The following is a 24,995-nucleotide window of genomic DNA, read 5'->3' on the forward strand; positions in this document are numbered from 1 at the left end:
AATGCACAACTCTCTCTTCCCCTTATTGCTTGCTGCCGTCCTGTTGCCGGCAGCAAGCCAGGCCCGTGAATGCCTGCCTGGCTATCAGGACGATGGTACCCGTTTCGTTAGCGAACTGATCGACACGGCCGAAGGCAAGCTGCAGGTGGTCAACGACATAGCCACCGGTCTGCAGTGGCTCTACTGCCCCTACGGTCAACAAGTCAGTGGTAATGGCTCTGGCTGCGAGGGCATGCCTGAGGTGATCAACAGCAGAGCAAGCCTGAGCGACAACCCATTGATGACCATCATCATGCAGGCCAACGACCGGCTTGGCTCCCCTGCACACCCTTGGCGGGCCCCAGACATCAAGGAGCTGTTTACCCTCTACAACCCTCAGTGCCAACCTGCTACCTACAGCGCAGTGGGCTTTCCAGACCCTCAGCTGGCCGCAGACACTGAAGCTCTCAAACAGCGTGCGTGCGAAGCCAGATTTGATGCGCTGACCGAAGAGCAAACACAGGCTTGCAACAAGCTAGCCGAGCAAAGCAATACCTTAACCATGCTCAAGTTTATTTCTGACAGTTCCTCCGGGGATGGATACAACTACCTTGAGTTCGCACCATCACATGAAGTGTTTAATGACGGCCGTTATGGTGCACCTATGCTTAGGCTCGTCAGGCCAATCCCTAGCCACAGTGAATGATGCAGTGCAGGCCAAAGGGAGGTAACTCCCTTTGGCTATTTTTGCCTTGGCTTTTTACTTCCGCCAAGGGAGTAGGTATGATTCGGCCAGCGTAAAAAGACTTGAATGGATGATCTGAACTCGATATGCGGATGAAACACCTGATTGCCGCGGCTTTGACCGCCCTCACCCTCTCCGGTTGCAGCCTGGTCTATCGTATCGATATTCCCCAGGGCAACTATGTGGAACAAAAACAGGTCGACAAACTGCGCCAGGGGATGACCCGCGAGCAGGTCAGCTATGTACTGGGAACCCCCATGTTGCGTGACGGCTTTGACCCCAACACCTGGTACTACCTCTATGAATTCCAGCCGGGCCACGGCGACAAGGAGCGCAAAGAGCTCACTGTCACCTTCGCCAACGACAGGCTGACCACAGTGACGGGTGACTTCCCGCTGCCAGCAGCTTTCAATACCCCGCTCTGATATCCCGCAAAACCGGCCTCGCGCCGGTTTTGTTTTATCCAGCCCCGCGTAATTCATCCTGCCCGACAACACTGAGTCATTCCTCCCCATTGCAGCTGCTCGCAAATTGCCTGATGCTGATGAGCAGCCACCATGGCATCAACACCATCGAATGACACAGGGAGAATCCCCATGAGCCGGATCCTGATTGCCGGAGCCAGCGGCCTGATCGGTCGCGAACTGGTGCAGCAACTGCCTGCCGAACATGAACTGACCCTGCTCTGTCGCAAGCCGGGCAAGGAGGCGCACCACTGGCTGCCGGTCAATTTTGATGATCTGGCCAGCGTCACCCTCTCCCGCCCGGTGGATATCGCCTTCTGTGCCCTCGGCACCACCCGTAGGGAGGCGGGCTCTGCCGAGGCGTTTCGCCGGGTCGATCTCGACTATGTGATCGCCTTTGCCGATCTGGCCCGCCGCCACGGTTGTCAACGGCTCATCGTGGTCTCGAGCATGGGGGCTAACGCATCTTCCCCGGCTCTCTATCCTCGTACCAAGGGGGAGATGGAGCAGGCCCTGCTGGCCCAATCCTGGCCGCGGCTCGCCATCGTGCGGCCAGCCATGCTACTGGGGGATAGGCAACCGCCGCGCCGCTCGGAGCAGATCTTTCAGACCATCTACCCGCTGTTTCGGCCCCTGCTGGTTGGCAAGTTTGCCCGCTGGCGCGCCATCGAGGCCAGTCAGGTGGCTCGCGCCATGATCGCCCTCTCGAAACTGCCCGCCGGGTGCGAAATTGTCGAAAACGAGCAGTTGCTGACCCTCTGAACCCGGCCTTCCCCACTGATTACGCACAGTGCTGTAAAAACAGCAGGGCAAGCCAATTGGCTTGCCCTTTGTTTATCTGTTGGCGAGGTACCCTGACCGCTTCTTGCCATAACAGGCTGCGCTCGGCTGTCAGGGCAACATCCATCAACCGCGAATATGGTCGATAAAGGCGTCGATCTGCTCGCGGGTGCAGGCAGGATTCATAAAGACCGCCTTCTCCCCTGCGATGTAGGAGTATTTGCCACGTGCGTCATAGTCGGAATGGGCCACCGCCTCCACCCAGTTGGTGTAGAGCCCCACCTTGCCGCGCCCCTTGAACAGGCTGCGGTGATAGTCGGTGTTGCGCTGCAGGCGCGCCTTGTAGGCGGGATCGCTGGAGCGGGCCAGCTCGAAGGCGAACTCCGCCTCGGGGTCCTGTACCCACTCTGGGTTGTAGATCTTGAAGCCGACACTGGGCCCCTGGTTCTCCTGGGCCACCAGCTTGACGTTGCCGAGCTGGCTTAACCGGAAGCGGAAGTAGTTGGCGTTTTGCAGGCAGTGGGCCAGCACGATGCGATAACCCTCCACTCCCATGTAGTTGAGCGCCGCATAGGCACCGAACAGACCACTCGCGCCGCGGGAGCACTCGATGGTGGATTGCAGGTGGGTCTGGCCCTGAATGTCCCGCTCGAAGTAGGAGAAGTTCTCCGGGTCATTCTCCATCGCCTTGAGGTCATCCTGCTCCTTGATCATCACCAGACTGGAGGTGTAGGGCACATAGCCCCACTTCTGGAAGTCGACGGTGAAAGAGTCGGCATATTTCAGCTCGGCAAAGCGCGCCACGTTACGCTCGATCCCCGCCAGAGTGGCGCTGTTGATGGCGAGCGGGTTGGCGGCAAAGTCGTAACCCAGGAAGAAGATCATCGACCAGCCTATGGCGGCATCGACGTGGATGTGAGGTTTGACCGCCACCTCGAACTGCTCGCAGAGGCGATTGCGCAGCTCGAACACGGGTTTCACCTGATCCACCCCGAAGGTGTCGGTGGTGCCCATGGTGAGCATGATGGTGGGCACCACGTGTTTCAGGGCAAAACAGGCGGTCAGGGTGCGCTCGAGGTGGTCGAGATCGATGTCATTGTTCTCGCCGACCTGAATGCGGATGGTCTTGTTCTCGATGTCGACCCCGAGCAGGGAGAGGTTGGTGATGTTGGAGTAGTGACCACCCTGGGAGTTGATGATGCGGTAATCCTGATAGTGGCCTAGCCCCTTGTGCTTGGCCTCCGGCAAGGTTTTGCGAATGCCGAGCAAGTAGCCATAGAGGTTACAGAAGGTCCCCCCCTGGGTGAAGATGCCGGTGGCCCGCTCGGGGTCATAGCCTGCCAGCAGCGCAATCTGGCGCACCACCTTCTTCTCCAGCTCCTCGGCGACCCCGGCGTATTCGGAGTAGACCAGATTGGGGTTGGCCAGAATGCCCAGCTGGGCGCCGTAAATGGCGGGATCCGCTGACATGGTGATGACGTTCTCGACGCTGGAGGGGTTCTCCCAATCCTTCGACAAAGCGGCAGCAAACAACAGCTCGGCCATCGGCTCGCCCGGGGTGCGCATGGTGGCGGGCACCGGCATGGTCTCGCAAAGATCGGCCAGGCGGGCACGGCCATCAGGCCAGGCATTCAAACGGGCATCGGGGGCCAGGCCACGGGCCCGAAATTCGTTGAGGGTGGCAAATCCGGGTTCGCGAAAAACGGGCCAGAGATCGGGATTGCGCGAGAAAAAGTTGGCTTTGATGGTGGCGAAACGGGCGGAAAAATCGGGGTGGACGGCATTGACACTTTCGTCTTGCAGATAAACTAAGTCACTCATTTTTATACCATTAGTACAGCAAATGTGCGGCCGTTATACCCCTGTACCAGCGGGGCCAACAGTGACAATATCTAATGGCCTACCCTACTTTTTGTCATGTATCAGCCATAACAAGGGCTGGCAAAAAGGCGCCTTTGAGGCGCCTCTTTATATTTCGTGATCTTGCTCCCATCCTGGCTGACAGCGCCCTCACTACCGGACTGCCATCCGCGCAGCGCCCCCTCAACGCAGGGAGGTCAACAGCCACTCGGCAAACTCCGCCAGCTCGCTCTGCTGCTGTGGGAAGGCCGCCAGCCAGGGCTGCAAGCACGCGGCAACAGCGTCCGGTCGATAGCCGCAACCCGCCAGTTCGGCCGCCAGCCGATCAAACGGGGCCGGCTCCAGAGTATCGCTAAAGAGCTGCGCCCGGGTGATGACCCCTTTCTCCACATCAAAGTGCAACTCCACCCCGCCCCAGCTGAACCGCTCCTCCAGCAGATGGCTGAAGGCCGGGGCATGGCCATAGTTCCACTCCCAGCTGCGCTGGCGGGCGAAGGTCTCGGCAAAGCCCGGCAGATCCGGCATCTGCTCGGGGGAGATATGCTCGGGCTCAACTCGCGCGCCGTAATGGTGGAAGAAGGCTTCCTGCAGCGCCTCGCTCATCTGTCGATGGTCGATCCCCGGCAGCAGTTCGCACAGATTGGCTACCCGGCTGCGCACCGAGGTGATCCCCTTGGCCGCCAGCTTCTTGGGGTCGGGGTTAAGGTAGTTGGCAAGGCGGCCGAGATCGGCATCCAGCAGCAGGGTGCCGTGGTGAAAACCGCGATCCAGGGTCTCCCGATAGGCCGACCCGGACACTTTGCGCTCCCCATCCAGGGTGGCCACCAGCAGATCGTTGCGACCGGAGGCAAAGGCCTCGATCCCCAATCGTTTGAGCCCGTCCAGCACGATGGCGGTGGAGACACTCTTGTCATACTCCGGCTTGCCCGCCATGAAGGTGAAGCAGCTGTTGCCAAGGTCGTGGAACACGGCGCCGCCACCGCTGCTGCGACGCGCCAGGGTCACCCCGTCTTCTTCCATGCGGCGGGTGTTGCACTCCTTCCACGGATTCTGGGCACGACCGATCACCACGGTATTGGCGTTGCGCCAGAGGAACAGCACCCGCTGACCGGGGTCCATCTGGCGGAAGATGCACTCCTCAACGGCCAGATTGAACAGGGGATCGTGAGAGTCGGAGACAAGCAGACGCAAGCGGGACATAAAAAGACCTTATCCGGAACTGGGGGCAGCATGATAACACTGACGGGGTACCATCACTGAGCCGTTGCACATTAACCGGTGCGCAGCAGCCGCGATACATTTGCGTCACACCTGACAGCCCCATAAAAGTATCTATTGATATAACGACACAACTTGACGTGCAACCACGGAAAAAATGCAGTTTAGCCACAATGATAACAATAAAGACGGGAAAAAGTGGCTAGAATGCGACCACTTCGATAGGCCATATGACTCTCTTATTGGTCACATAACTTGCAAAAAAACGGCATGTATCCATCCCGTGTGATGAACGACACAAAAATGACTTTCCAATCCCCCTATACCCCATTGCAAACGCCTTTTCTCCCCTTGCAGGTGACACAAAATTGCTTGAATCTAGCCTAGACACCGCTCCCGAGAGAAACGTTGTATGACGGAGAACGCAGCCCCCCGCCAGCCCCTCAGCTGGTTTCTGCCAATGCTGGTCGGTATGGTCATCGCGACCCTGACCTCTCCCCCAGTGCGAGCCGGCGAGCAGGTCATCGTCCAGTTGCCGTGGCAACACCAGTTCCAGTTTGCCGGTTACTACGCGGCTATCGCCAAAGGATTTTATCGGGAGGCCGGTCTGCATGTCACCCTGCGCGAAGCGGACTCCCGCACCGATGTGGTCAGCGAGGTGATCTCGGGAAAGGCCCAGTTTGGCATCAGCGGCAGTGATCTGCTGCTGGATCGGGCTGCCGGTCGTCCGGTGGTGGTGCTCGCCGCCCTGCTGCAGCACTCGCCGCTGGTTCTGCTCACGCTGGATAGGCCAGATATTCGTAACCCGGCCGATCTGGCCAACAAGCGACTGATGCTGGAGCCGGGCTCCAACGAGCTGCTGACCTACCTTTCCCACCATACCCGCAGCCGCGACTGGGTCACCCTTCCCTACAAACAGGGGATAGAGGCACTGCTGGCGGGCAAGGTGGATGCCATCAGCGCCTACAGCACTACCGAACCCTTCTATCTGCAGCAAAGAGGCATCCCCTATCGGGTCTTCAGTCCGCGCACCATCGACTTCGACTTCTACGGCGACAACCTGTTTACCTCCGAGCGGGAGCTGATCACCCGACAGGATCGGGTCTACGCCTTCCAGCAGGCCAGCCTCAAGGGGTGGCGCTATGCGATGGACCACCCCGAAGAGATGATCAACCTCATCATGGAGCAGTACCCGACCGGGGCTGGCCGTGAACAGCTGGAGTTCGAGGCTCGCGAAACCAGAGAGCTGATGCAGCCCGACCTTATCGAACCTGGCTACATGCAGCAGGAGCGCTGGCTGCAGATCGCCAAAACCTATCTGGAGGCGGGCATGCTCACGGTATTGCCCAACCTCGACCGCTTTATCTACGACCCGGCGCAGGAGCGGCTGCGCCAGCAACGGCAACTGCTCGACAAGAGCGTGGCGGTGGCCATGCTCATCACCTTTACCCTGATGACCCTACTCGGCATCTTCTTGCACCTCTATCTGCGCCTGCGCGAGGAGGCGCGGGATCGCCAGCGGCTGACCCGTGAACTGGCCCAGAGCGAGCAACACTACCGCTTCGTGGCGGAGAACAGTGCCGATGTGATCTGGACCATGGATGCCGCCAGCTTGCGCTTTCGCTATGTCAGCCCGGCCATCGCCCCCCTGAGCGGCTACGAGGCCCCCGAGCTGTTTGCCCTGCCCCTCAAACAGCTGCTGCCGGATGCCTCAAGGCAACTGCTGCGCGAGGAGATCTCTGCCACCCTGGAGGCCTGGCAGCGGGGAGAACATGACCAGACCCGCCGGGTCATTCGCACCCAGCTGCGCCACAAGGATGGCCATCTGGTGGCGACCGAGACCATCACCACCCTCCATGGCAACCACAATGCCCAGCCGGAGGCGATCCTCGGGGTCACCCGGGATATCACCGAGCGGGCAGCGCGGGAGGAGATGATGCGCCGCCTCGCCTTCTACGATCCCCTCACCGGGCTGCCCAATCGCCGCTTGCTGCAGCAACGGCTCAAGGAGCTGATGGAGCAGGAGACGCCCCGTCCGCTGGCGCTGATGTTTATCGATCTCGATCACTTCAAGCCGATCAACGACACCTTCGGTCATGAGACCGGGGATATTCTGCTCAATATGGTGGCCGAGCGGATGAGCCACTGCGTGCGCAAACAGGATCTGGTGGCACGGCTGGGGGGCGACGAGTTCGTTATCTTGCTGCCGGAGAGTGGCGACGAAGTGCTGGCGGTGGCCGACACGCTGCACCAGCAGCTGCGCCATCCGTTCCAGCTGGAGGGGCAGGAGCTGCGCATCTCCAGCAGTATCGGGATCGCTCTCTATCCGGAGCACGGCGAGGATGCCAAAACCCTGATGCACCACGCCGATCAGGCCATGTATCAGGCGAAGAATCGCGGCCGCGGCCGGGTCTGCCTCTATACCGAAGGCCTTGATCCCGAGCAGGGCGCCCTGCTGTGGCAACCCGGCCACGAGTGCGGTCACCCGCGCATCGATGCCGAGCATCGCCAGCTCTTCGTATTGACCAACCGGCTGCTGGAGCGGATGAAAGATCAGCACGAGGATCCGGCCCCGTTTCTGGAGAGTCTGGAGAGCCTGTTCGAAATGGCTCGTCACCACTTCGCCTTTGAAGAGCAGATGCTGGCGGAGATCGACTATCAGGAACTCGTCAGCCACCGTCAGGATCACCAGCGCCTGCTCAACAAAGCAGGCCAGCTGCTGCACGCTGCCAAAGCGGGGACTCTGGGCAACGACGAGTTGCTCAACTTCATCATTCAGGAGCTGGTGGTCGGCCACATGAGTCAGGCCGATCGCCGCTACTTTCCCCTGTTCAGATCAGAGCGCAGCCTGTCGGTTGCGGAGGTGGTCGCCTAGTCCCCCTCTGCTCAGACCCGAGCGTAACGCGCCTCTTGCTGAAAGGGCGACCTAGTCACCCCGCAGGGCTACCACGGGATCGAGACGAACCGCCCGCAGCGCAGGAGCGACCCCAGCCAGCAGACCGACCAGGGCGCTGCAACCGAGCGCCAGCAGCAGATAGAGAGGATGGAGGGTGAGCGGCAAGCCGGCCGCCAGCAGGGTGAGCAGCAGCTTGAGCCCGCCGAGCAGGGCCAGTCCCATGGCTCCGCCCAGCAGCGCCAGCACCACGGCTTCGAGCAGGAACAGCAATAGAATGCGCCGCCGCGGACAGCCCAGCGCCATCAGTAAGCCCACTTCGGGGATCCGCTCCTGCTGGGCGATGCTCATGATGCTGAAGATGCCGACCGCCCCGATCAGCAGCGAGATAATGCCGAGCCCGCCAACCGCCAGCTTGATGATGGAGAGGATCTTGTCGAGGCTGGCCAGCATGTCCTGCTGGGAGGTGAGGGTAAAATCCTCGGCGCCGTGGCGGGCGATCAGCACCCGTCGGATCTGGGCGGAGATGTCGGCCTCCGTCTGCCCGGCGCGATAGATGACGTCGATCTCCTGCAACCCCTCCTTGTTGAACAGCGCCTGGGCGTGGGCGGCGGGCAGATAGATCATGTCGTCCAGATCAAAGCCGAGAAACTGCCCCTTGGGCGCCAGCACCCCGGCCACCCGAAAACGGCGATCACCGGCGCGCAGCAGGTTCCCCGGTGCATCGCCACCGGGGAACAGCTCAGCTGCCACCTTGGCACCCAGCACCGCATAGGCGCGGGGCATGGCACTGTCATCCGCAGGCAGAAAACGCCCCTGCACCAGGGTGAGCCGCCAGCCTGAGAGCGCCGCCGGACCTGTGCCCAGAATGGCGGTGCTGCGGGTCAATCCGCGGCTGCGCACCTCCCCCTGCCCCTGCACCACAGGGAGCGCCGCCTCGATCCCCGGCAATCTGGCCAAAGCATCAGCATCCTCCAGCAGCAGGGGACGGCTGCTGGAGAGGATGCCGGGCGGGCCGCCTGCGGTTTCGGTCTTGCCCGGGGTTACGGCAATCAACCGGGTGCCAAATTGGGAGAAGCTGTCGAGCAGATAGAGCCTGAGCCCCTCGCCGATGCCGGTGAGCAGGGTCACCGAGGCGATCCCGATGGCGATGCCGAGCGCCGACAGCAGGCTGCGACTGCGCCCCGCCAGCAAGGCGCGCCAGAGCCAGAACAGCAGATCAGCGGCGCGCATCAGCCACCGCTCCACTGCCCGCTGCGCAGGCTGCTGACCGGATCTTGCCGTGCCGCCCGGGAGGCGGGCAGCCAGCTAAAAAACAGCCCGGTCAGCAGGGCCGCCGGTATGGTGCAGAAAGTAGCGAGCAAAGGGACCGCCGCCGGAAATCCGGGCCAAATCACTCCGGCGAGGCCAACCAGGGCATAACCCAACACAGTGCCAAACAGTGCGCCACTGCCGCTTAGCAGCAGCGCCTCCCACAAAAACAGCTGGCGGATCTGGCGACTGTCGGCCCCCAGCGCCTTGAGCAGGCCGATCTCGCCGGTGCGCTGGCGGGTGCTGATCAGCGCCAGATTCATCATCATGATGCCAGAGACCAGCAGGCTGATGGCGCCGATACCGGCAACGGCCAGGGTAAGGGTCGCGAGAATGGTGGAGAAGGTGGCCAGCATGGCGTCACGGCGCACCACGGTCACATCGAGCACCCCGTGGCGCGATTGCATCAGCTGCTCCAGTCGCTTGACCAGCGGGGGCACCGCTTGCCCCGCCAGCGGCTGGATCAGCAGCCGAAACAGCCCCTCGGTGTTGAACAGCCGCATGGCGCTACCGACCGGGATCAGCGCGGCTTCGGCCATGTCCATCCCCAGATTGCTGCTCTGGCTGGTGAAGACCCCCACCACCCGAAAGCGGCGATTGTCAAAACGCAGCCACAGGCCGACCGGATCGGCCTGACCGAACAGCTCACGGGCCACCTTGGCCCCGAGCAGAACGGCCGGGCGATCCTCTGCGGCATCCCCCGGCAGCCAGCGGCCGGAGAGCAGCTCCAGCCCGTGGGTATCGCGCAGCCCGTTGCTGCTGCCAAGCAGCATGGTCTGGCGCAGCCGCGCCCCCTGCTTGGCCTCGGCAAAGCCCATCACCAGCGGCACCAGCCGCACGTTCGGCTGATGCTGGCCAAGGTAGTGCATGTCATCGAGAGTGATCTGCCGCAGACTGTTGCCGGTGACCGGCGGCAGCCCGCCGGTGGTCTCCTTGCGGCCCGGGAACATCACCAGCAGATCCTTGCCAAGGGAACTGAACTGGTCGGCCACATAGCGCCTCGCCCCCTCTCCCAGCGCGGTGAGCAGCAGCACCGAGGTGACGCTCAGACTCACCGCCAGGATCAAGACCAGCGCCCGTGAACGCTGGCGCAGCAGGGCCACGGCGGCAAAGCGGATCACATCGGGCCGCCGCATTCAGCCACCGCCGCTATCAATGTTGATGCGGCCATCGTTCATCAGGATCCGCCTGCCCGCCCGCTCACCGAGGCGCGGATCGTGGGTCACCACCACCAAGGTAATACCCTGCTCCTGGTTGAGTCCCTCCAGCAGGGTAATCACCTCCTCCCCTGAGCGGGAGTCGAGATTGCCGGTGGGCTCGTCGGCCAGGATCAGCCGCGGCGCCATCGCCATGGCCCGGGCGATGGCTACCCGCTGACGCTGACCGCCGGATAGTTCGGCAGGGCGGTGTCCGGCCCGGTTTTCCAACCCCAGCTCCCCCAGCAACTGCTGGCTTCGGCGATGGCGCTCGGCGGGGGCGATCCCGCACAGCATCAGCGGCAGCTCGACGTTTTCACGGGCGGTGAGGCGGGAGATGAGGTGAAACGACTGGAACACGAAACCGATGCGATGGCCGCGCAGCTGGGCCAGCGCCGGCTCTGACAGGGTGGCGGTATCCTCCCCTCCCAGCCAGTAACGCCCCTCATCGGGCCGATCCAGCAGCCCCAGCACATTGAGCAGGGTCGATTTACCGGAGCCAGAGGGGCCCATCACCGCCAGATACTCCCCCTCGGCAACTCGCAGAGAGACGCGATCGAGGGCGGCCACTTCGCTCCCCCCCAGAGTGAAACGACGGCTGACGGCATCAAGGCGAATGAGATCACTCATCCGTCTGCTCCGTGGCGGCACTGAAAGGGCCCTCCCCGACAATCTGTCCGGGCTGGGCTGCCAGCCGATCACCGGCGGCGAGCCCCTCGGCCACCTCAATCCAGTTCCAGTTCTCCACACCCCAGCGGGGTACCACCCGCACCAGCTTATCCCCTTCCAGCCGCAGCACGCTGCCATCGTCAGCCCGGCTGCTGGCCGCTACCCGCAGCACATCGGTGGCGCGGGTCACCTCGACTTCAAGGTCGGCGCTGTAGCCAATAAGCAGGGGGACATCGGTGGGCAGGGCAGTGAGCGCCGCCTCCACCTCCACGGTGCGGGCCTGCTTCTCCAGCTCCTTCACATAGGGGGCGATGCGGGTCACGGTGGCGGCAAAATCGCGCCCGGGCATGGCATCGAGCAGCACCCGGGCTGACTGGCCCACCTTGAGGCGGGCAGCATCCACCTCATCGATGGGGGCTGAAACATAGAGACAGCGATCGTCGATAAGATCGATAACCGGGGGCATGGCCACTCCGGGCGGTGAGGGGGTCATGTATTCACCCAGCTTGCTGTTGACCTCCGCCACCACTCCGGCAAACGGCGCCAGCAGGCGGCGCTCGCTCAAGCGAGCCTCCACCTGGGCGACCTGCGCCTCGTCGACCCGCTCCTGCTGACGGGATGCCTGACAGACATAGCGGCGGGTATCGGCCAGATTCTGGGCCTGCTCGGCGAGGGTGCGGGAGGTGAGGTTTTTGGCCAGCAAGGTGCCCAGCCGGTTGGCCTCCCGCTCGTAGTAGGCCGCCTCGCTGCAACGCTCCTCGCGCTGGGTCTTGCCGAGCGCCTGCTGGGCGCGGGCCCGGGCGAGATCGGCGTGAATATCGTCACTCCAGAGGGTCAGCAGCAGATCTCCCCGGGCTACCCGCTCCCCGGCCTTGACGGCGATCTGCTCCACCACGCCGCCACCGGGCAGACTGAGTCCGGCCCGCTGACACGACTTGATGGTGCCGGCCCGGGTGTTGACCACAGTGACCAGCACATCCCCCCGCCCGACCTCAGCCAGCCTGATCGGCGTCGGCTGCGGTCGCCACCACCATGCCACAGCAGCCACCGCTACCACAGCGCCACTTCCCCACCACAACCAACCTCTCTTCATCGCGCATCCTTTCGCTAGTGACTCCCGTCATGAGCGTCGGGAGAGCAGGGCATAATAGAGCAAGGGTATCACCACCAGGGTGAGCAAAGTGGAGACCAGGATCCCGAAAATCAGGCTGATGGCCAGTCCGTTGAAGATGGGATCATCGAGGATAAACAGGGCTCCGATCATCGCCGCCAGTGCCGTCAGCATGATGGGTTTGGCCCGTACCTGCGCCGCTTCGATCACCGCCTGCTCGAACGCCACTCCGGCGCTGCGCTGCTGCTCGATAAAGTCCACCAGCAGGATGCTATTGCGTACGATGATCCCGGCCAGGGCGATCATCCCTATCATCGAGGTGGCGGTAAACTGGGCTCCCAGCAGGGCGTGGCCCGGCATCACCCCTATGATGGTGAGCGGAATGGGAGCCATGATGATGAGCGGCACCAGATAGGAGCGGAACTGGGCCACCACCAGCAGATAGATGAGGATCATCCCCACCCCGTAGGCAATCCCCATGTCGCGGAAGGTCTCGTAGGTGATCTTCCACTCCCCGTCCCACAACAGCGCCACCTCCCCCAACTTGTCGGGCTGCTGCACGTAATATTGGGGCAGGTCGATGTCGGCACCGGCGGCAAACATGCCGTAGAGCGGGCTGTCGGTATGGCCGCCCATGTCGGCCACCACCATCACCATGGGCTGCATGTTCTTGTGCATGATATAGCTGGGGGCCACCTCATCACGGCGACTCACCAGCTCTGATACCCGGACGAGCAGCCCGCTCTGGCTGCGCACCTTGAGGGCCAGCACGCCCGCCAGCTCCCGTTTGTCACCGGGAGCCAGTTCGATACGGATCGGCACCGGATACTTGGCGCCGTGCCCCTGTAGCCAGCTGGCATCCTGATAACCCACCCCGCCATGGAGGGTGCTCACCAGATCCCCGAGATCGACCCCGAGCAAAGCCGCCTTGCTGCGATCCACCACCAGCCGCCACTTGGGCTGGGGGTCGGTCAGATAGATATCCACGTCCACCAGATCCGCCGTGGCCACGAAGCGGGCCTGTACGGCGCGAGCGGCCGCTTCACGGGCGGCCTGAGTCGGGCCATAGATTTCGGCAACGATGGGGGACCAGACCGGCGGGCCGGGCGGCACCTCCACTACCTTGAGGTTGCCCCCTGCCGCACTGGCGATAGCCTGCAAGGGGGCCCGCACCGACTGGGCAATCTGGTGGCTGCTGCGATCCCGTTCATGCTTGTCCACCAGATTGACCTGAATATCCCCCAGGTTGGCGCCGCTGCGGATAAAGTAGTGGCGCACCAGGCCATTGAAGTTGATGGGGGCCGCGGTGCCGGCATAGATCTGGTAATCCTTCACCTCCGGCACTTTTGCCAGCTCCCACCCGACCGCCAGCAGGGTGCGCTCGGTCTGCTCCAGGGTCGCCCCCTCCGGCATATCGAGCACCAGCTGGAATTCCGACTTGTTGTCAAAGGGGAGCATCTTGAGCACCACCCACTGCACCATGGGCATGGCGGCGGCACCCGCTACCAGCAGCAGGATGGCCAGCCAGAGCTTGCGTCTGGCGCGCTTGGCGCCGTCACCGATCAGGAAAGGGGTCATCAGCCGCTGGAAGAGTCCGGCCTTGGCCTCACCGTGGACGACATGTGCCTCGCTCTTGAGCAGGTGGTTGGCCAGCCAGGGGGAGAAGATAAAGGCCACCAGCAGGGAGATAAGCATCCCCATACTGGCATTGATGGGGATGGGGCTCATGTAGGGGCCCATCAGGCCACTGACAAAGGCCATCGGCAGCAGGGCCGCGATCACGGTCAGGGTCGCCAGTATGGTCGGCCCGCCCACCTCGTCCACCGCCCCCGGAATAAGATCCTTGAGCGCCCCCTTGCCCAAACCGCGATGACGGTGGATGTTCTCCACCACGACTATGGCGTCATCCACCAGAATGCCGATGGAGAAGATCAACGCAAACAGCGACACCCGGTTGAGGGTAAAACCCCAGGCCCAGCTCGCAAACAGGGTCAGTGCCAGGGTGATGACGATAGCCACCCCCACCACCAGCGCCTCACGCCAGCCCATGCTCACCAGCACCAGCAGCACCACCGCCGTGGTGGCAAAAATCAGCTTGCCGATCAGGGTGTTGGATTTGGTCTCGGCGGTGACGCCGTAGTCCCGGGTCACCGTCACCTCGACCCCGGCAGGAATAAGCCGATTCTTGAGACTCTCGACCCGCGCCTCCACCCGCTTGGCCACATCGACCGCGTTCTGGCCCGGCTGCTTGCCGATGGCCAGGGTCACCGCCGGATAACTGGCCTGTCCCAGCCCCATCCAGCTGCGTTTGGTCGGGGTCTCCTGACCCAGAGAGACCCTGGCCACCTCCCCCAGATAGACCGGCTTGCCGTCGTGCAGCCCCACCACCAGCTCTCTAGCCTCCTGCTCACTTTGCAGGAACTGCCCCACCTGCACCTTGATCTCACTGTTGTCCTGCACCACGGCCTGCTCGCTGCCCACCTGATTGGCGGCCGCCAGTCGCTGGCTCAGATCGCCCCAGCTGATGCCGTGGGCGCTGAGGGCCGCCGGATCCGGCATCACCCGCAACACGGCACTCTGGCTGCCCAGCGTGTAAATATCGCGGGTACCGGGAATGCGCTTGAGTTCGGTCTCCAGCTCATGGGCGACCCGGGTCAGCTCGGGTGCCCCCAGTTGCTTGCTCCCCTCTTTGCTCCATAAGGTCAGACTGACGATGGGGACATCATCGATCCCCCGGGGTTTTACCAGTGGCTGACCGACTCCGATCCCCTGTGGCAGCCTATCGCGGTTGGAGTCGAGCTGGTTGTTGAGATCAACGATGGCCTGCTCGCGGCTCACCCCTACCTTGAACACCACCACCAGCAGGGCGCCATCGGGTTGGGAAAAAGAGTAGAGGGTATCAATGCCCTTTATCTGGGAGACCACCTGCTCGGCAGGGGTGGTGACGAGAGAGGCCACTTCAGCCGGGCTGGCTCCCGGGAAGGGAATGTAGACATCAGCGAAGGTGACATCAATCTGTGGCTCCTCCTCCTTGGGGGTCACCAGCACCGCAAACAGGCCGAGCAGCAGCCCTACCAGTGCCAGCAGCGGGGTGATGGCCGAGCCCTGAAACAGCGCAGCCAGCCGACCGGCAGGCCCCAGCCTCTCCTTGTTGCCGTTCAGCTCGCTACTCATGGGCCACCTCCTGCTGCTGCGCCCAGCCATCGGGAGCCAGCTTGTCACCGGCTTGCAGACCGGCCAGGATCTCGCACTGCCCCGCCAAGCAGTGGCCGACCCGCACCGGCGTCAGAGCCCAGCCAGCGGGCTGCTGCAGATAGACGCCGTTGAATTCCCCTTGCCGCAGCAGGGCGCGTTCCGGCACCTGCAACACCTGACGTTCACCCTGCTTGAGCTGCACCTTGAGCCACATGCCGGGCAATACCCCGGCGGTTTGCGGCGGCAAGTCGAGGCGCAACCTGAAGGCGTGGCTCTGGCTGTCGGCATAGTTGAAGCGGGTCAATTTGACCGGAGTAACAGACTTGCCATCCGGCAGCAGCACCTGCACATCCGCAGGCTCACGAGCCAGCGTCAGGGCGGATTGGGGCAACTCCACCTCCACCCGCAAGGTGTCGAGAGAGAAGCCGGAGAGCAGTGGGGTACCGGGGGCGACAGTCTCCCCCAGCTCTACCAGCCTCTTGGTCACTACCCCGGCATAGGGAGCCAGAATGCGGGTATAACCGTAGGCCTCGCGGGCCTGAGTAAGAGCCGCATCGGCAGCATTCACCTCAGCGCGGGCGGCGCGATCCGTCGCCTGGGCATTATCGAGCTGGGCGCGGGTGATCACCCCCTTGGCAATCAGCGCCTGAAAGCGGGCGAGCTGGCGCTCGGCTTCCACTTGCTGGGCCTGCGCCCGCGCCAGCCGCGCCTCGGCACCCGTGACGGCGGCAAACTGCTCCTTGCCGCTGATCTCCAGCAGCGGCTGCCCCGCTTGCACCTGATCGTTTACATCCACCAGCATGCGGGAGACCCGGCCGCTGGTCTGGGCCGCCACCGTCCCCTGATTGATGGCACTGACGGTGCCATCCAGCGTCAGCCAGTCGGTCACCGGCTGTGGCGCCACTGTCAACAAGGGCTCTGGCTCCCCGTCCGCGGCAAGGACCCGGGGGGATGTCATGGCCTGCGATGTCATCACCAACAAGGTGATCCCCAGCAACCGGATCTTTTCCATCATTACTCTCCTTCCCTGGCGTAATCTGTCACTTCACGGGATCAGGCGGTATGGGACTGGCGCACCTTATCCACTCCCCGAGCTGGCGCCTTGGTCAGCACCCTGGCCAGCCCTCTGTCAAACAGCAAGATCCCGGCCACCATGGCCGCTATAAACAACACTATCATGGGCTGCCCGCTGGAAATGAGACTCAGAGCAGGCCCCGGGCAGATACCCACCAATCCCCAGCCGATGCCAAACAGCGCAGCCCCGCCGATCAGCCTGCGCTCGAGCCGAGGAGCTGGTACGGCGGCGATGGGCTCCCCCAGCACACTCTGGCGGCGGGGTTTCACCAGCAGGAAGTAACCCGGCATAAAGACCAGCAGGGCGCCCCCCATCACGAAGACGAGGCTGGGATCCCAGGCCCCGGCCAGATCGAGAAAACCGGTGACCCGGGCGGGATCCATCATGCCGGAGATGGCCATCCCCAGTCCGAACAACACACCCGCAAACAAACTTGTCAGCAACTTCATGGCAATCAGCCCCTTACAGCAGATGATGAGTGACGAAGACGGTGATAAAGCCAGCCGCCATAAAGGTCAGGGTGGCGACGATGGAGCGCAGGGAGAGCCGCCCCATGCCACAGATGCCGTGGCCGCTGGTGCAGCCATTGCCAAGACGGGTACCGATGCCAACCAGCAGACCGGCCAGCAGCACTACAGGCCAGCCGGGCAAGGTGGTGAATGCGGGCATGGTGGACCAACCCAGAGTCAGCGCCAACCAGGCGCCCGCCCCGAGCCCCAGCAGAAATAGCACCCGCCACGGCGTACGGTGTTGCAGCGCACCGGCCAGAATGCCGCTGATCCCGGCAACCCGGCCGTTGAACAACATCAGGATCAGGGCCGACAGCCCCGCCAGCATGCCACCGCCCAAAGAGAGCAGCCATTGGCTTTCCATCATCAAGATTCCTTATTTTCCGAGTGACAAAAATGGGTTTGCAGCGCCCCCAGCACATCGGCAGCCGCCTCGCTCACCAGCGAGTAGTAGATCTGCTGGGAGACCTTGCGCGAACGGATCAAGCCGTAGCGCTTCAATACCGAAAGTTGCTGGGAGAAAGCCGACTGCCCGAGTTGGCTATGGGCCAGCAGCTCCCCGACCCCCTTCTCCCCCTCCACCAGCTGGCAGAGCACCATCAGGCGTTCGGGATGAGCCAACGCCTTGAGCAGGGAGGCGGCGGCTGTCGCATGTCTGTTCATCTCGTCGAATTGGCTCATAAGAGTAAATTAGCGATTGCTGATATTTGCTCTATTGTATAAAACAACACTAAATTAGCAACATCTAAAGTAGATAAGGAGAAAGACCATGACAGTAGATAACGGAGTCAGAATCGTCGCGGGTTGCATGTTGCTGCTCTCGCTGATCCTTACCAGCTGGGTTCATCCGGGCTTTGTCTGGTTGAGTGCCTTTGTCGGGGTCAACCTGATCCAGAGCGCATTCACCGGTTTCTGCCCGGCAGCGATGATCCTCAAACGGATAGGATTTAAATAAACGGGTCGGATGACCCGGCTCACATGAGCGTGTAATAAACGCAGGAGGCTGAACATGGCAACGGTAATCGTCATCGGCGCGGGTCTGGGGGGCATGTCTGCCGCCTACGAACTCAAGGCCGAACTGGGCAAGCAGCATGAGGTGATCCTCATCAACGACAAGCCGGACTTTGAATTTACCCCCTCCAACCCCTGGATTGCCGTCCAGTGGCGGGAGCGCAAGGAGACCTCGATCCCCATCGAACCCCATGTGAAGAAAAAGGGGATCCGCTTTATCCATGCCGCCCTGACCGAGCTGCAACCGGCGGCGCAGCAGCTCACCCTCTCCGATGGCCAGACCCTGCGTTACGACTTTCTGGCAATCTGCACCGGCCCGGCCCTCGCCTTTGACGAGGTGACGGGGGCTGGCCCCGAATCCGGTGGCACCACCAGCGTCTGTACCCTCTCCCACGCCGAAGAGTGCCGCCACAGTGTCAGCGCACTGGTCGATGAGCCCGGCCCTGTGATTGTCGGTGCCATGCCGGGCGCCTCCTGCTTCGGTCCCGCCTACGAGTACGCGTTCATCCTCGATCGCCACCTGCGCGACAAGAAGGTGAGAAAGAATGTGCCCATGACTTTTGTCACCAGCGAGCCCTACATCGGCCATCTGGGTCTCAACGGCGTGGGCGACTCCAAGGGGATGCTGGAAAGCGAATTGCGGATGCGCGACGTGCAGTGGATCTGCAATGCCCGCACCGTGGCGGCGCAAGATGGCCAGATGACGGTGGAGGAGCTGGACGATGAGGGCAACATCAAGCGCACCCACACTCTGCCCTACAAACACGCCATGATGCTGCCCGCCTTTGTCGGCATTGCGCCGCTGCGGAGCATCGAGGGGCTGGTCAATCCCCGCGGCTTTGTCATCGTCGACGAACACCAGCGTAACCCCGCCTTCCCGCAGATTTACGCCGCCGGGGTCTGCATCGCCATTGCCCCGCCGCACAAGACGCCGGTACCAACCGGGGTGCCCAAGACCGGCTACATGATTGAGGCGATGGTGCGCACCCTGAGCCACAACATCAAGGCGGAGCTCAGCGGCCAGCCGCCGGTGACCAAGGCAGTGTGGAATGCTATCTGTCTGGCGGACATGGGGGACACCGGCGCCGCTTTCGTCGCCATGCCGCAGATCCCGCCGCGCAACGTCGCCTGGTTCAAGAAAGGAAAGTGGGTCCATCTGGCCAAGATCGCCTTTGAGAAGTACTTCCTGCACAAGATGCAGGTGGGGGATACCGAGCCCATCTACGAGAAACTGATGCTCAAATACCTCGGCATCGACAAGACCGAATGACCCCGCAGACCCGGCCCTCGCCGGGTCTCTTTTTACGGCCCTGCGCGGCAAAACGGGGCTTTCGATTATGTTTCAAGATGTTGCTGCGGGCGGCGCGGGGTTTACCCTGCCTGCCACCTCGGCTATCATTCGAGCCTCTTATCAATAGCGGAGACCATCAGTGGGCAACTCATCAAGTGACAGTTGTAGACCGACCCTCATCGTCGGTACCAAGGTCGCGAGCTAGCCGCAGGTCTTTCTCTGCCGCATGCTCGCAACCCTGCGAGAAGCGGAAATCCACTCCCCTCTTCTCCCTTTTTACACTTGACGTCTGGCAACCAGAGGCCAACCGCCACGGTCGCCATGCCTGCATAGTTTCTGCTTCCCACAAGGAGGCTGCTATGCGTTTTATCTCGATCAAACCGGCTGCGGATCGCACGGTCGCAACAGGTTCTGTTGCTACCCGGGCTCACCCCCTGTTGAGCCGGCTCGGCCGTGGCATGCTGCCACGCTGGCTGGGCGGCAAACAGCGTCAGCACCACTACCGGCTGCAGATCCGCTGTGAGGATCGCGCCGATATGGAGCAGGTGCTGAATATGGTGAACCACACGTTGCAACCGGCCGGGCTGCAACCGATGCAATCGATGAAGCCGGGTCGCGGCGGCGGGCGAGAGCTGGTGCTCAACCTGCAGTGCACCCCGCCCCAGCGACGCTATCTGGTGCAGTTCGTTCATCAGGTCGGAGTAGCACATCCGGTGCGCTGGCAACTGCGCCCGCGCATCGACTGCGATCCCGAACTCAACTGACCGCACACCTGCGTTAACCACAGTGAAAGGGGCCAGCCACGCTGGCCCCCTTGTCGTGAGCAACAGCTTGCTCTGCGGCGGATCGGATAGCCGATACGCCGTTCATGCTCGCACTTATGTTCGCGCCTATGCTCGGCTCGCACCCCGAGAGCGGGCGCGCTGTGTTGTTTTTTCTGCTGGCCATCCGCGCAATCATCCCCTGATCCATCCGCCTCCCGGCGTTTCATCATGGATTGCGCCAAGCCAGCGCTTATCAGAAGGAGTACGCCATGAAGATGTGGCAACAAATCGACATGCTCTCCCTGCTCGACACCCTGGCCAGCCTGTTGCTCGCCTTTGTGCTCGGCAGTCTGGTCGGGCTGGAGCGCCAGTACCGCCAACGTACCGCGGGTCTTCGCACCAACGTGCTGGTCGCCGTGGGGGCCGCCCTGTTCGTCAGTCTGGCCCAGCGCATCTATGACCTGCACGGCGGCAACTACAACGTGGTCCATGTGGTGGCCTATATCGTCTCCGGCATCGGCTTTCTCGGCGCCGGCGTCATCATGCGCGAGTCGGGCAATATCCGCGGCATCAACACTGCCGCCACCCTCTGGGGTGTCGCTGCTGTCGGCGCCGCCTGTGGCGCCGGGCTGGCCATGGAGGCCATTCTGGGCGCCCTGTTCGTGCTGGCCGCCAACACCCTGCTACGACCGCTGGTCAACCAGATCAACCGTCGCCCGGTGGACAATACCGACACCGAAGTGACCTACAAGGTGACGGCGCTGACCCAGCGCGAACATCAAAAAGAGGTGCTGCACTGGCTCGAGGAGATGCTGGAGCAGGCCAACTACCCCCTGAGCGAGCTCGACATCAAGCCGTTTGGCGAGGGGGATCTGGAGATCTCTGCGGTGCTGCTCGCCACCTCCATCGATGGCGACGAGCTGGATGCCCTGATGGTGAAACTCGGCATTCATCCCCATATCAAGCAGGTGTTCTGGCGCACCAGTACCACCGACTGAGCCGTTGGTCAGAGGAACGAACCATACGCCCACAGCAAAAAGCCCCGCCAGCAATGGCGGGGCTTTCTCACTATGGGATGGGCGAAGAGTGGCTAGCGGCGACTGCGCCAGCGCACCCTGGGGGTGATCACCTGGGCAGTTTGCGCCGGAGGATTGCCCGCAATCAGTTGCTGCATCAGCTCGAAAGCGGCGAGGGCCAGCGCCGGACAATCCTGCGCCACCGAATCGATGCGCATGGGAATGCAGTCGAGCAGGTCGTGATCGTCGAAGGTACACAGGCGCATGCCTGTCTCCATCAACCCCGCCTCGTTGAGGTAGCGCAGTACCCCTTCCAGCAGGGTAAAGGAGGCGGTAAAGAGCCCCCTGGGGGGCGCTCCCAGCTCGGCCACCAGCTCGGCCATCAGCTGATAACCGGAGCTCGGCTGATAGTCGCGATGACGCACCCGGGCTGCATCGGCTTCAAAACCGGCGCGATGGAGCCCCAGCTCATAGCCCGCCAGCCGGTGACGGCTGGGGGAGAGATCCAGCAGGCCACCGAAGTAGTAGATCTCCTCGCCGCACTCGCTGGCCATGTCCCGCACCAGCTCGGCGGTCGCCTTGCAGGCATCGGAGATCACCATGGGCAGGCGCGACTCGCCGATGTGGCGGTCGAGCTGCACCACCGGCAGGCGGTCGTGGATGCGGGCATAGATGTCATCGCTGTGGCCGCTGGAGGCGACAATCAGCCCATCCACCTGACGGCTGATGAGATTGTCCACCACCCGCTGCTCGAGGGCGGGATCATCCTCGGAGCAGGCGATCAGCAGCTGGATACCCGCCTCCCGGCAGTGGGCCTCGAGGGCGCGGGCGATGCGGGCAAAACCGAAGTTGGTGAGATCGGGGATCACCAACCCCCAGGTGTAGCTGCGGGTCTCGCGCAGGGAGCGGGCATGAAAGCTCGGCAGGTAGTGACACTCCTCCGCCACCGCCTGAATGCGCTTGCGGGTATCGTCGGCAATCCGGTACTCCGCACTCTTCCCGTTGAGCACCAGACTGGCGGTCGCCTTGGACACCCCCGCCAGTTCGGCGATCTGGGCAATCGTGATCCGTTTCTTCTTCTCCACCTGGCCTCCCGGCTGACTAGAACCGGGCTATTGTACTAGGCACGCCGACAGCGGCCAGTGATTGAGGCAAATTTTGCAGCCATCATCGCCGTTACCTGATGAAAGTTGCGGCTTCTCCCCGGGGAAGTAGCGCGCTGACAGGCTGTGTCGCCCCTCATCGATGAAGCACTCCAGACTGGAGCGATCGCACAGCACGGTGATCCGCCCGCCAGCCCATGGGCTGCTGCGAGTCTCCCACGCCCCGCTCTGCCAGTTCTGGCGCCGCAAGGTGATGCGCCCCGGCTGCCAGCACAGCTCGGCCACCGCGCCGAACCAGAGACTCCCCTCACCGCAGAGATCCAGATCGAGCCAGGCCGAGTCGATGGCCAGCCCCGGAAATTCGCCGAGCGTCCCCTCGAAGCTAGTCAGTTCTCCCTTGAGCGCCGCAAGCTCCGCCACCGGCCGCTGGCAGAGCCACTCATCCTGCCAGAACAGCTCCCGCGGACAGCTCATCTGATGGATCCAGCCATAGGGGATAGTGGGTTGGCTCATCTCGTTCTCCTCCGGCAACCCCAGCCAACCGAACAGGAGGCGGCGACCCTGAGTGTCCAGGGTGGTTTGCGGCGCATAGAACTCGAAGCCCCGATCCAGCTCGTGGAAAGCCCCGTGCTCGAAGCGCTCGCCGTCGAAGTCGCCAGCCAGCCAGCCGCACTGGTAGAGGTTGCGATAATCCTCGCCTGCCGGGGCAATCCCCTGAGGGCAGCTGATCAGCACATGGCGCTCCCCCAGCGGGAAGAGATCCGGGCACTCCCACATATAGCCAAACTCCCCGAGGCCGCCGTGCCCGCTGCCGGCGATGGGGCCCACCAGCGTCCAAGCATCCAGCGTGTCGCCGCGATAGAGCAGCACTTCGCCCTTGTCATCCAGGGTGCGGGCCCCCAGCACCATCAGCCACTGCTGGCCGTCGTGCCACACCTTGGGGTCGCGCACGTGGCCGCTGTAGCCTGCGGGCAGATCCAGCACAGGCCCCAGCTTGGCAAAACCACCCTCACCGTCGGCCCGGGCCAGACACTGATAGGCGGTGCGGCTGCCATCCGGGTATTTGACATTGCCGGTGTAGATAAGGGTCAGACGCCCCTGCTCGTCGCTCACCGCAGAGCCCGAATAGCAGCCGTGGCTCTCATAGGCTTCGGTGGGCAACAGCGCCACCGGCTCATGCTGCCAATGCAGCAGATCGGTGGAGGTGACATGGCCCCAGCCCTTGTTGCGGTGCTCGCAGCCCAGCGGATTCCACTGGTAGAAGAGGTGGTAGCGCCCGTCGTGCTCGATAAAGCCGTTGGGATCGTTAAGCAGCCCCACCGGGGCTGCCAGATGCCAGCGGGGCCGATGGGGATCGGCCGCCGCCTTGAGCTGTCCGGCCAGCAGCGACCGGACAATCTGGTTGAGAAGATCGCTTTCCTTCATCACTCCACCTTGTACTTGAGCAGGTAAGAAGCGGCGAAGGCGGCGCCAAAGGCGATCACCAGCCCAATGATGTAATGAATAAGGCTCATGGGCTGGACGATGGCCATGCCGGGAATACCGGTCAGCCCCACCGCCGTCATCCCCACCTTGGCCGCCACCACGTAGGCGCCGCCGCAGGCCCCGCCAAACAGACCGGCGAGGAAGGGTTTGATGTAACGCAGGTTCACCCCAAAGATGGCCGCTTCCGTGATGCCCAGCAGGCAGGACATGGCCGCCGGCACGGTAATGGCCTTGATCTTCACATCGCGGGTCTTGAAGTAGACCGCGAGGCAAGCCCCGCCCTGTGCCACGTTGGCCATGGCCCAGATGGGCAGTAGGAAGTTGACGCCAATTTGCGGATTGGCCAGCAGCCCCGCCTCGATGGCGTGGAAGCTGTGATGAATGCCGGTGATGACGATAAGCGAGTAAGTGCCGCCAAACACCAGCCCCGCCAACCAGCCTGCCTGCTCATAGAGGGCGCTCAGACCGAACGAGATGCCATCCCCCAGCACCCGACCCGCCGGGCCGATAAAGAGCAGTGCCACGAAACCGGTGATGATGACGGTGAGGAACGGCGTGAGGATCAGATCCAGCGCGTCCGGAATGCGCTTGCGCAGCTGTTTCTCCAGATGGGACATAAACCAGACAGCCAACAGTACCGGGAAGACGGTGCCCTGATAGCCGATCATGGCGACATCGAGCCCGAAGAAATCCATGGTCTTGAAGCCACCGGCCACGCCCCAGGCGTTGGTCAGCGCCGGGTGGGTGAGGATGCCACCAAGGGTCGCCCCGAGGTACGGATTGCCGCCAAACTCCCGCGCCGCAGTAAAGCCGATGAGGATCGGCAGTATGATAAAGGCCGCCGAGCTGAACATGTCGAGCATCACAAACAGGGCGCTGTCGGCATTGACCCAACCGTAGGTGCGCACCATGCCGAGCAGCCCCATCAGCAGGCCCGAGGCGACGATGGCCGGAATGATGGGAACGAAGATGTTGGACAGAGTCCGCGCCAGCCTCTGCGCCATATTGAGCTTGGCCGCCGCCATGTCGGTCAGCTCAGCCTTGCTGGCGGTGCCGGTACCGGTCAGCGCCACAAACTCCGCATAGACCTTGTTGACCAGACCGGTGCCGAAGATCACCTGAATTTGGCCCGCGTTGCTAAAGCACCCCTTGACCCCCTCCAGCTTGTCGATGGCGGCCTTGTTTACCTTGCTGTCATCGGCCAGCACCAGCCGCAGCCGGGTGGCGCAGTGGGCAGCGCTGACGATATTCTCCTTGCCCCCGAGCAGGGGCACCAGATCCTTGGCTATCGCACTGATATTCATATTCTTCCTCTTATGA

The 24,995-nt window shown here is 62.7% G+C and carries 22 protein-coding genes; 8 read left to right on the forward strand and 14 right to left on the reverse strand.

The genetic code is table 11. The annotated features are described in order from the left end of the window. The first annotated feature begins 1 nt into the window (after position 1). From I6L49_RS08975 to I6L49_RS08985, 3 genes are all read left to right on the forward strand, one after another. Entirely contained in the window at positions 2-685 is a 684-nt protein-coding gene (locus tag I6L49_RS08975) for a DUF1566 domain-containing protein (RefSeq protein WP_216951318.1), read from the forward strand. A 125-nt stretch (positions 686-810) separates the two neighbouring features. After that, positions 811-1,149, forward strand: a complete 339-nt coding sequence (bamE, locus tag I6L49_RS08980; RefSeq protein WP_005337980.1) for an outer membrane protein assembly factor BamE — start codon at positions 811-813, stop codon at positions 1,147-1,149. 171 nt (positions 1,150-1,320) lie between these two features. Further along, on the forward strand, positions 1,321-1,950 hold the full coding sequence (locus I6L49_RS08985) for an NAD(P)H-binding protein (protein ID WP_216951320.1): 630 nt from the start codon (positions 1,321-1,323) through the stop codon (positions 1,948-1,950). 144 nt (positions 1,951-2,094) lie between these two features. Here I6L49_RS08985 and I6L49_RS08990 read toward each other — a convergent pair whose 3' ends face one another. Then, on the reverse strand, positions 2,095-3,789 hold the full coding sequence (locus tag I6L49_RS08990; RefSeq protein ID WP_216951322.1) for a pyridoxal-dependent decarboxylase: 1,695 nt from the start codon (positions 3,787-3,789) through the stop codon (positions 2,095-2,097). A gap of 222 nt (positions 3,790-4,011) precedes the next feature. Beyond that, on the reverse strand, positions 4,012-5,028 hold the full coding sequence (locus tag I6L49_RS08995) for a lipoate--protein ligase A (RefSeq protein ID WP_216951324.1): 1,017 nt from the start codon (positions 5,026-5,028) through the stop codon (positions 4,012-4,014). 478 nt (positions 5,029-5,506) lie between these two features. Between I6L49_RS08995 and I6L49_RS09000 the strand changes: the two genes are divergently transcribed. Next, positions 5,507-7,921, forward strand: coding sequence for a diguanylate cyclase (locus tag I6L49_RS09000; protein WP_254127607.1), 2,415 nt, complete (start codon positions 5,507-5,509; stop codon positions 7,919-7,921). Positions 7,922-7,972: 51 nt separating this feature from the next. Here the strand turns inward: I6L49_RS09000 and I6L49_RS09005 are convergent, their stop codons facing one another. The 9 genes from I6L49_RS09005 to I6L49_RS09045 are packed head-to-tail and all read right to left on the reverse strand — an operon-like array spanning position 7,973 to position 17,686. Then, a complete protein-coding gene (locus I6L49_RS09005) occupies positions 7,973-9,172 on the reverse strand; it encodes an ABC transporter permease (protein ID WP_128815743.1) in 1,200 nt (399 codons plus the stop codon). After that, on the reverse strand, positions 9,172-10,386 hold the full coding sequence (locus I6L49_RS09010) for an ABC transporter permease (RefSeq protein ID WP_216951328.1): 1,215 nt from the start codon (positions 10,384-10,386) through the stop codon (positions 9,172-9,174). Before I6L49_RS09010 ends, I6L49_RS09005 begins: the two co-directional genes overlap by 1 nt. Further along, entirely contained in the window at positions 10,387-11,076 is a 690-nt protein-coding gene (locus tag I6L49_RS09015) for an ABC transporter ATP-binding protein (protein ID WP_158113186.1), read from the reverse strand. It abuts the gene before it with no gap. Then, positions 11,069-12,208: an efflux RND transporter periplasmic adaptor subunit gene (locus I6L49_RS09020; protein WP_216951330.1), complete on the reverse strand. Its 1,140-nt coding sequence runs from the start codon at positions 12,206-12,208 to the stop codon at positions 11,069-11,071. Before I6L49_RS09020 ends, I6L49_RS09015 begins: the two co-directional genes overlap by 8 nt. Positions 12,209-12,235: 27 nt before the next feature. After that, a complete protein-coding gene (locus tag I6L49_RS09025; protein ID WP_216951332.1) occupies positions 12,236-15,400 on the reverse strand; it encodes an efflux RND transporter permease subunit in 3,165 nt (1,054 codons plus the stop codon). Further along, a complete protein-coding gene (locus I6L49_RS09030) occupies positions 15,393-16,433 on the reverse strand; it encodes an efflux RND transporter periplasmic adaptor subunit (protein WP_216951635.1) in 1,041 nt (346 codons plus the stop codon). Before I6L49_RS09030 ends, I6L49_RS09025 begins: the two co-directional genes overlap by 8 nt. Before the next feature lie 41 nt (positions 16,434-16,474). Beyond that, a complete protein-coding gene (locus I6L49_RS09035) occupies positions 16,475-16,945 on the reverse strand; it encodes a YeeE/YedE family protein (protein WP_216951334.1) in 471 nt (156 codons plus the stop codon). 13 nt (positions 16,946-16,958) lie between these two features. Continuing rightward, positions 16,959-17,372: a YeeE/YedE family protein gene (locus tag I6L49_RS09040; RefSeq protein WP_168176940.1), complete on the reverse strand. Its 414-nt coding sequence runs from the start codon at positions 17,370-17,372 to the stop codon at positions 16,959-16,961. After that, positions 17,372-17,686, reverse strand: coding sequence for a helix-turn-helix transcriptional regulator (locus I6L49_RS09045; RefSeq protein WP_005338008.1), 315 nt, complete (start codon positions 17,684-17,686; stop codon positions 17,372-17,374). Before I6L49_RS09045 ends, I6L49_RS09040 begins: the two co-directional genes overlap by 1 nt. A gap of 88 nt (positions 17,687-17,774) precedes the next feature. On the opposite strand from I6L49_RS09045, the gene I6L49_RS09050 reads away from it, so the two are divergent. The 4 genes from I6L49_RS09050 (at position 17,775) to I6L49_RS09065 (ending at position 21,069) form a co-directional block, all read left to right on the forward strand. Next, complete coding sequence (locus I6L49_RS09050) at positions 17,775-17,960, forward strand: DUF2892 domain-containing protein (RefSeq protein WP_100654141.1); 186 nt, start codon at positions 17,775-17,777, stop codon at positions 17,958-17,960. A gap of 54 nt (positions 17,961-18,014) precedes the next feature. After that, positions 18,015-19,286 carry an NAD(P)/FAD-dependent oxidoreductase gene (locus I6L49_RS09055; RefSeq protein WP_216951336.1) on the forward strand — a complete coding sequence of 424 codons (1,272 nt, stop codon included), beginning with the start codon at positions 18,015-18,017 and terminating at the stop codon, positions 19,284-19,286. A 380-nt stretch (positions 19,287-19,666) separates the two neighbouring features. Further along, positions 19,667-20,071 carry a hypothetical protein gene (locus tag I6L49_RS09060; protein ID WP_216951338.1) on the forward strand — a complete coding sequence of 135 codons (405 nt, stop codon included), beginning with the start codon at positions 19,667-19,669 and terminating at the stop codon, positions 20,069-20,071. Positions 20,072-20,340: 269 nt separating this feature from the next. Then, the gene (locus tag I6L49_RS09065) at positions 20,341-21,069 is read left to right on the forward strand and encodes an MgtC/SapB family protein (RefSeq protein WP_216951340.1); all 729 of its coding nucleotides are present in this window, start codon (positions 20,341-20,343) and stop codon (positions 21,067-21,069) included. A gap of 92 nt (positions 21,070-21,161) precedes the next feature. On the opposite strand, the gene I6L49_RS09070 is transcribed toward I6L49_RS09065, so the two are convergent. Genes I6L49_RS09070 through I6L49_RS09080 form a run of 3 tightly spaced genes read right to left on the reverse strand, consistent with a single transcriptional unit; the run spans position 21,162 to position 24,979 of the window. Further along, complete coding sequence (locus I6L49_RS09070) at positions 21,162-22,172, reverse strand: LacI family DNA-binding transcriptional regulator (RefSeq protein WP_100646367.1); 1,011 nt, start codon at positions 22,170-22,172, stop codon at positions 21,162-21,164. Positions 22,173-22,199: 27 nt separating this feature from the next. Then, complete coding sequence (locus tag I6L49_RS09075; RefSeq protein ID WP_216951342.1) at positions 22,200-23,615, reverse strand: sucrose-6-phosphate hydrolase; 1,416 nt, start codon at positions 23,613-23,615, stop codon at positions 22,200-22,202. Further along, positions 23,615-24,979: a sucrose-specific PTS transporter subunit IIBC gene (locus I6L49_RS09080; protein ID WP_100654146.1), complete on the reverse strand. Its 1,365-nt coding sequence runs from the start codon at positions 24,977-24,979 to the stop codon at positions 23,615-23,617. Before I6L49_RS09080 ends, I6L49_RS09075 begins: the two co-directional genes overlap by 1 nt. Between the last annotated feature and the right edge of the window lie 16 nt (positions 24,980-24,995).

Source organism: Aeromonas sp. FDAARGOS 1419 (genome assembly GCF_019047045.1).
GTDB classification, from domain to species: Bacteria; Pseudomonadota; Gammaproteobacteria; order Enterobacterales; family Aeromonadaceae; genus Aeromonas; species Aeromonas veronii.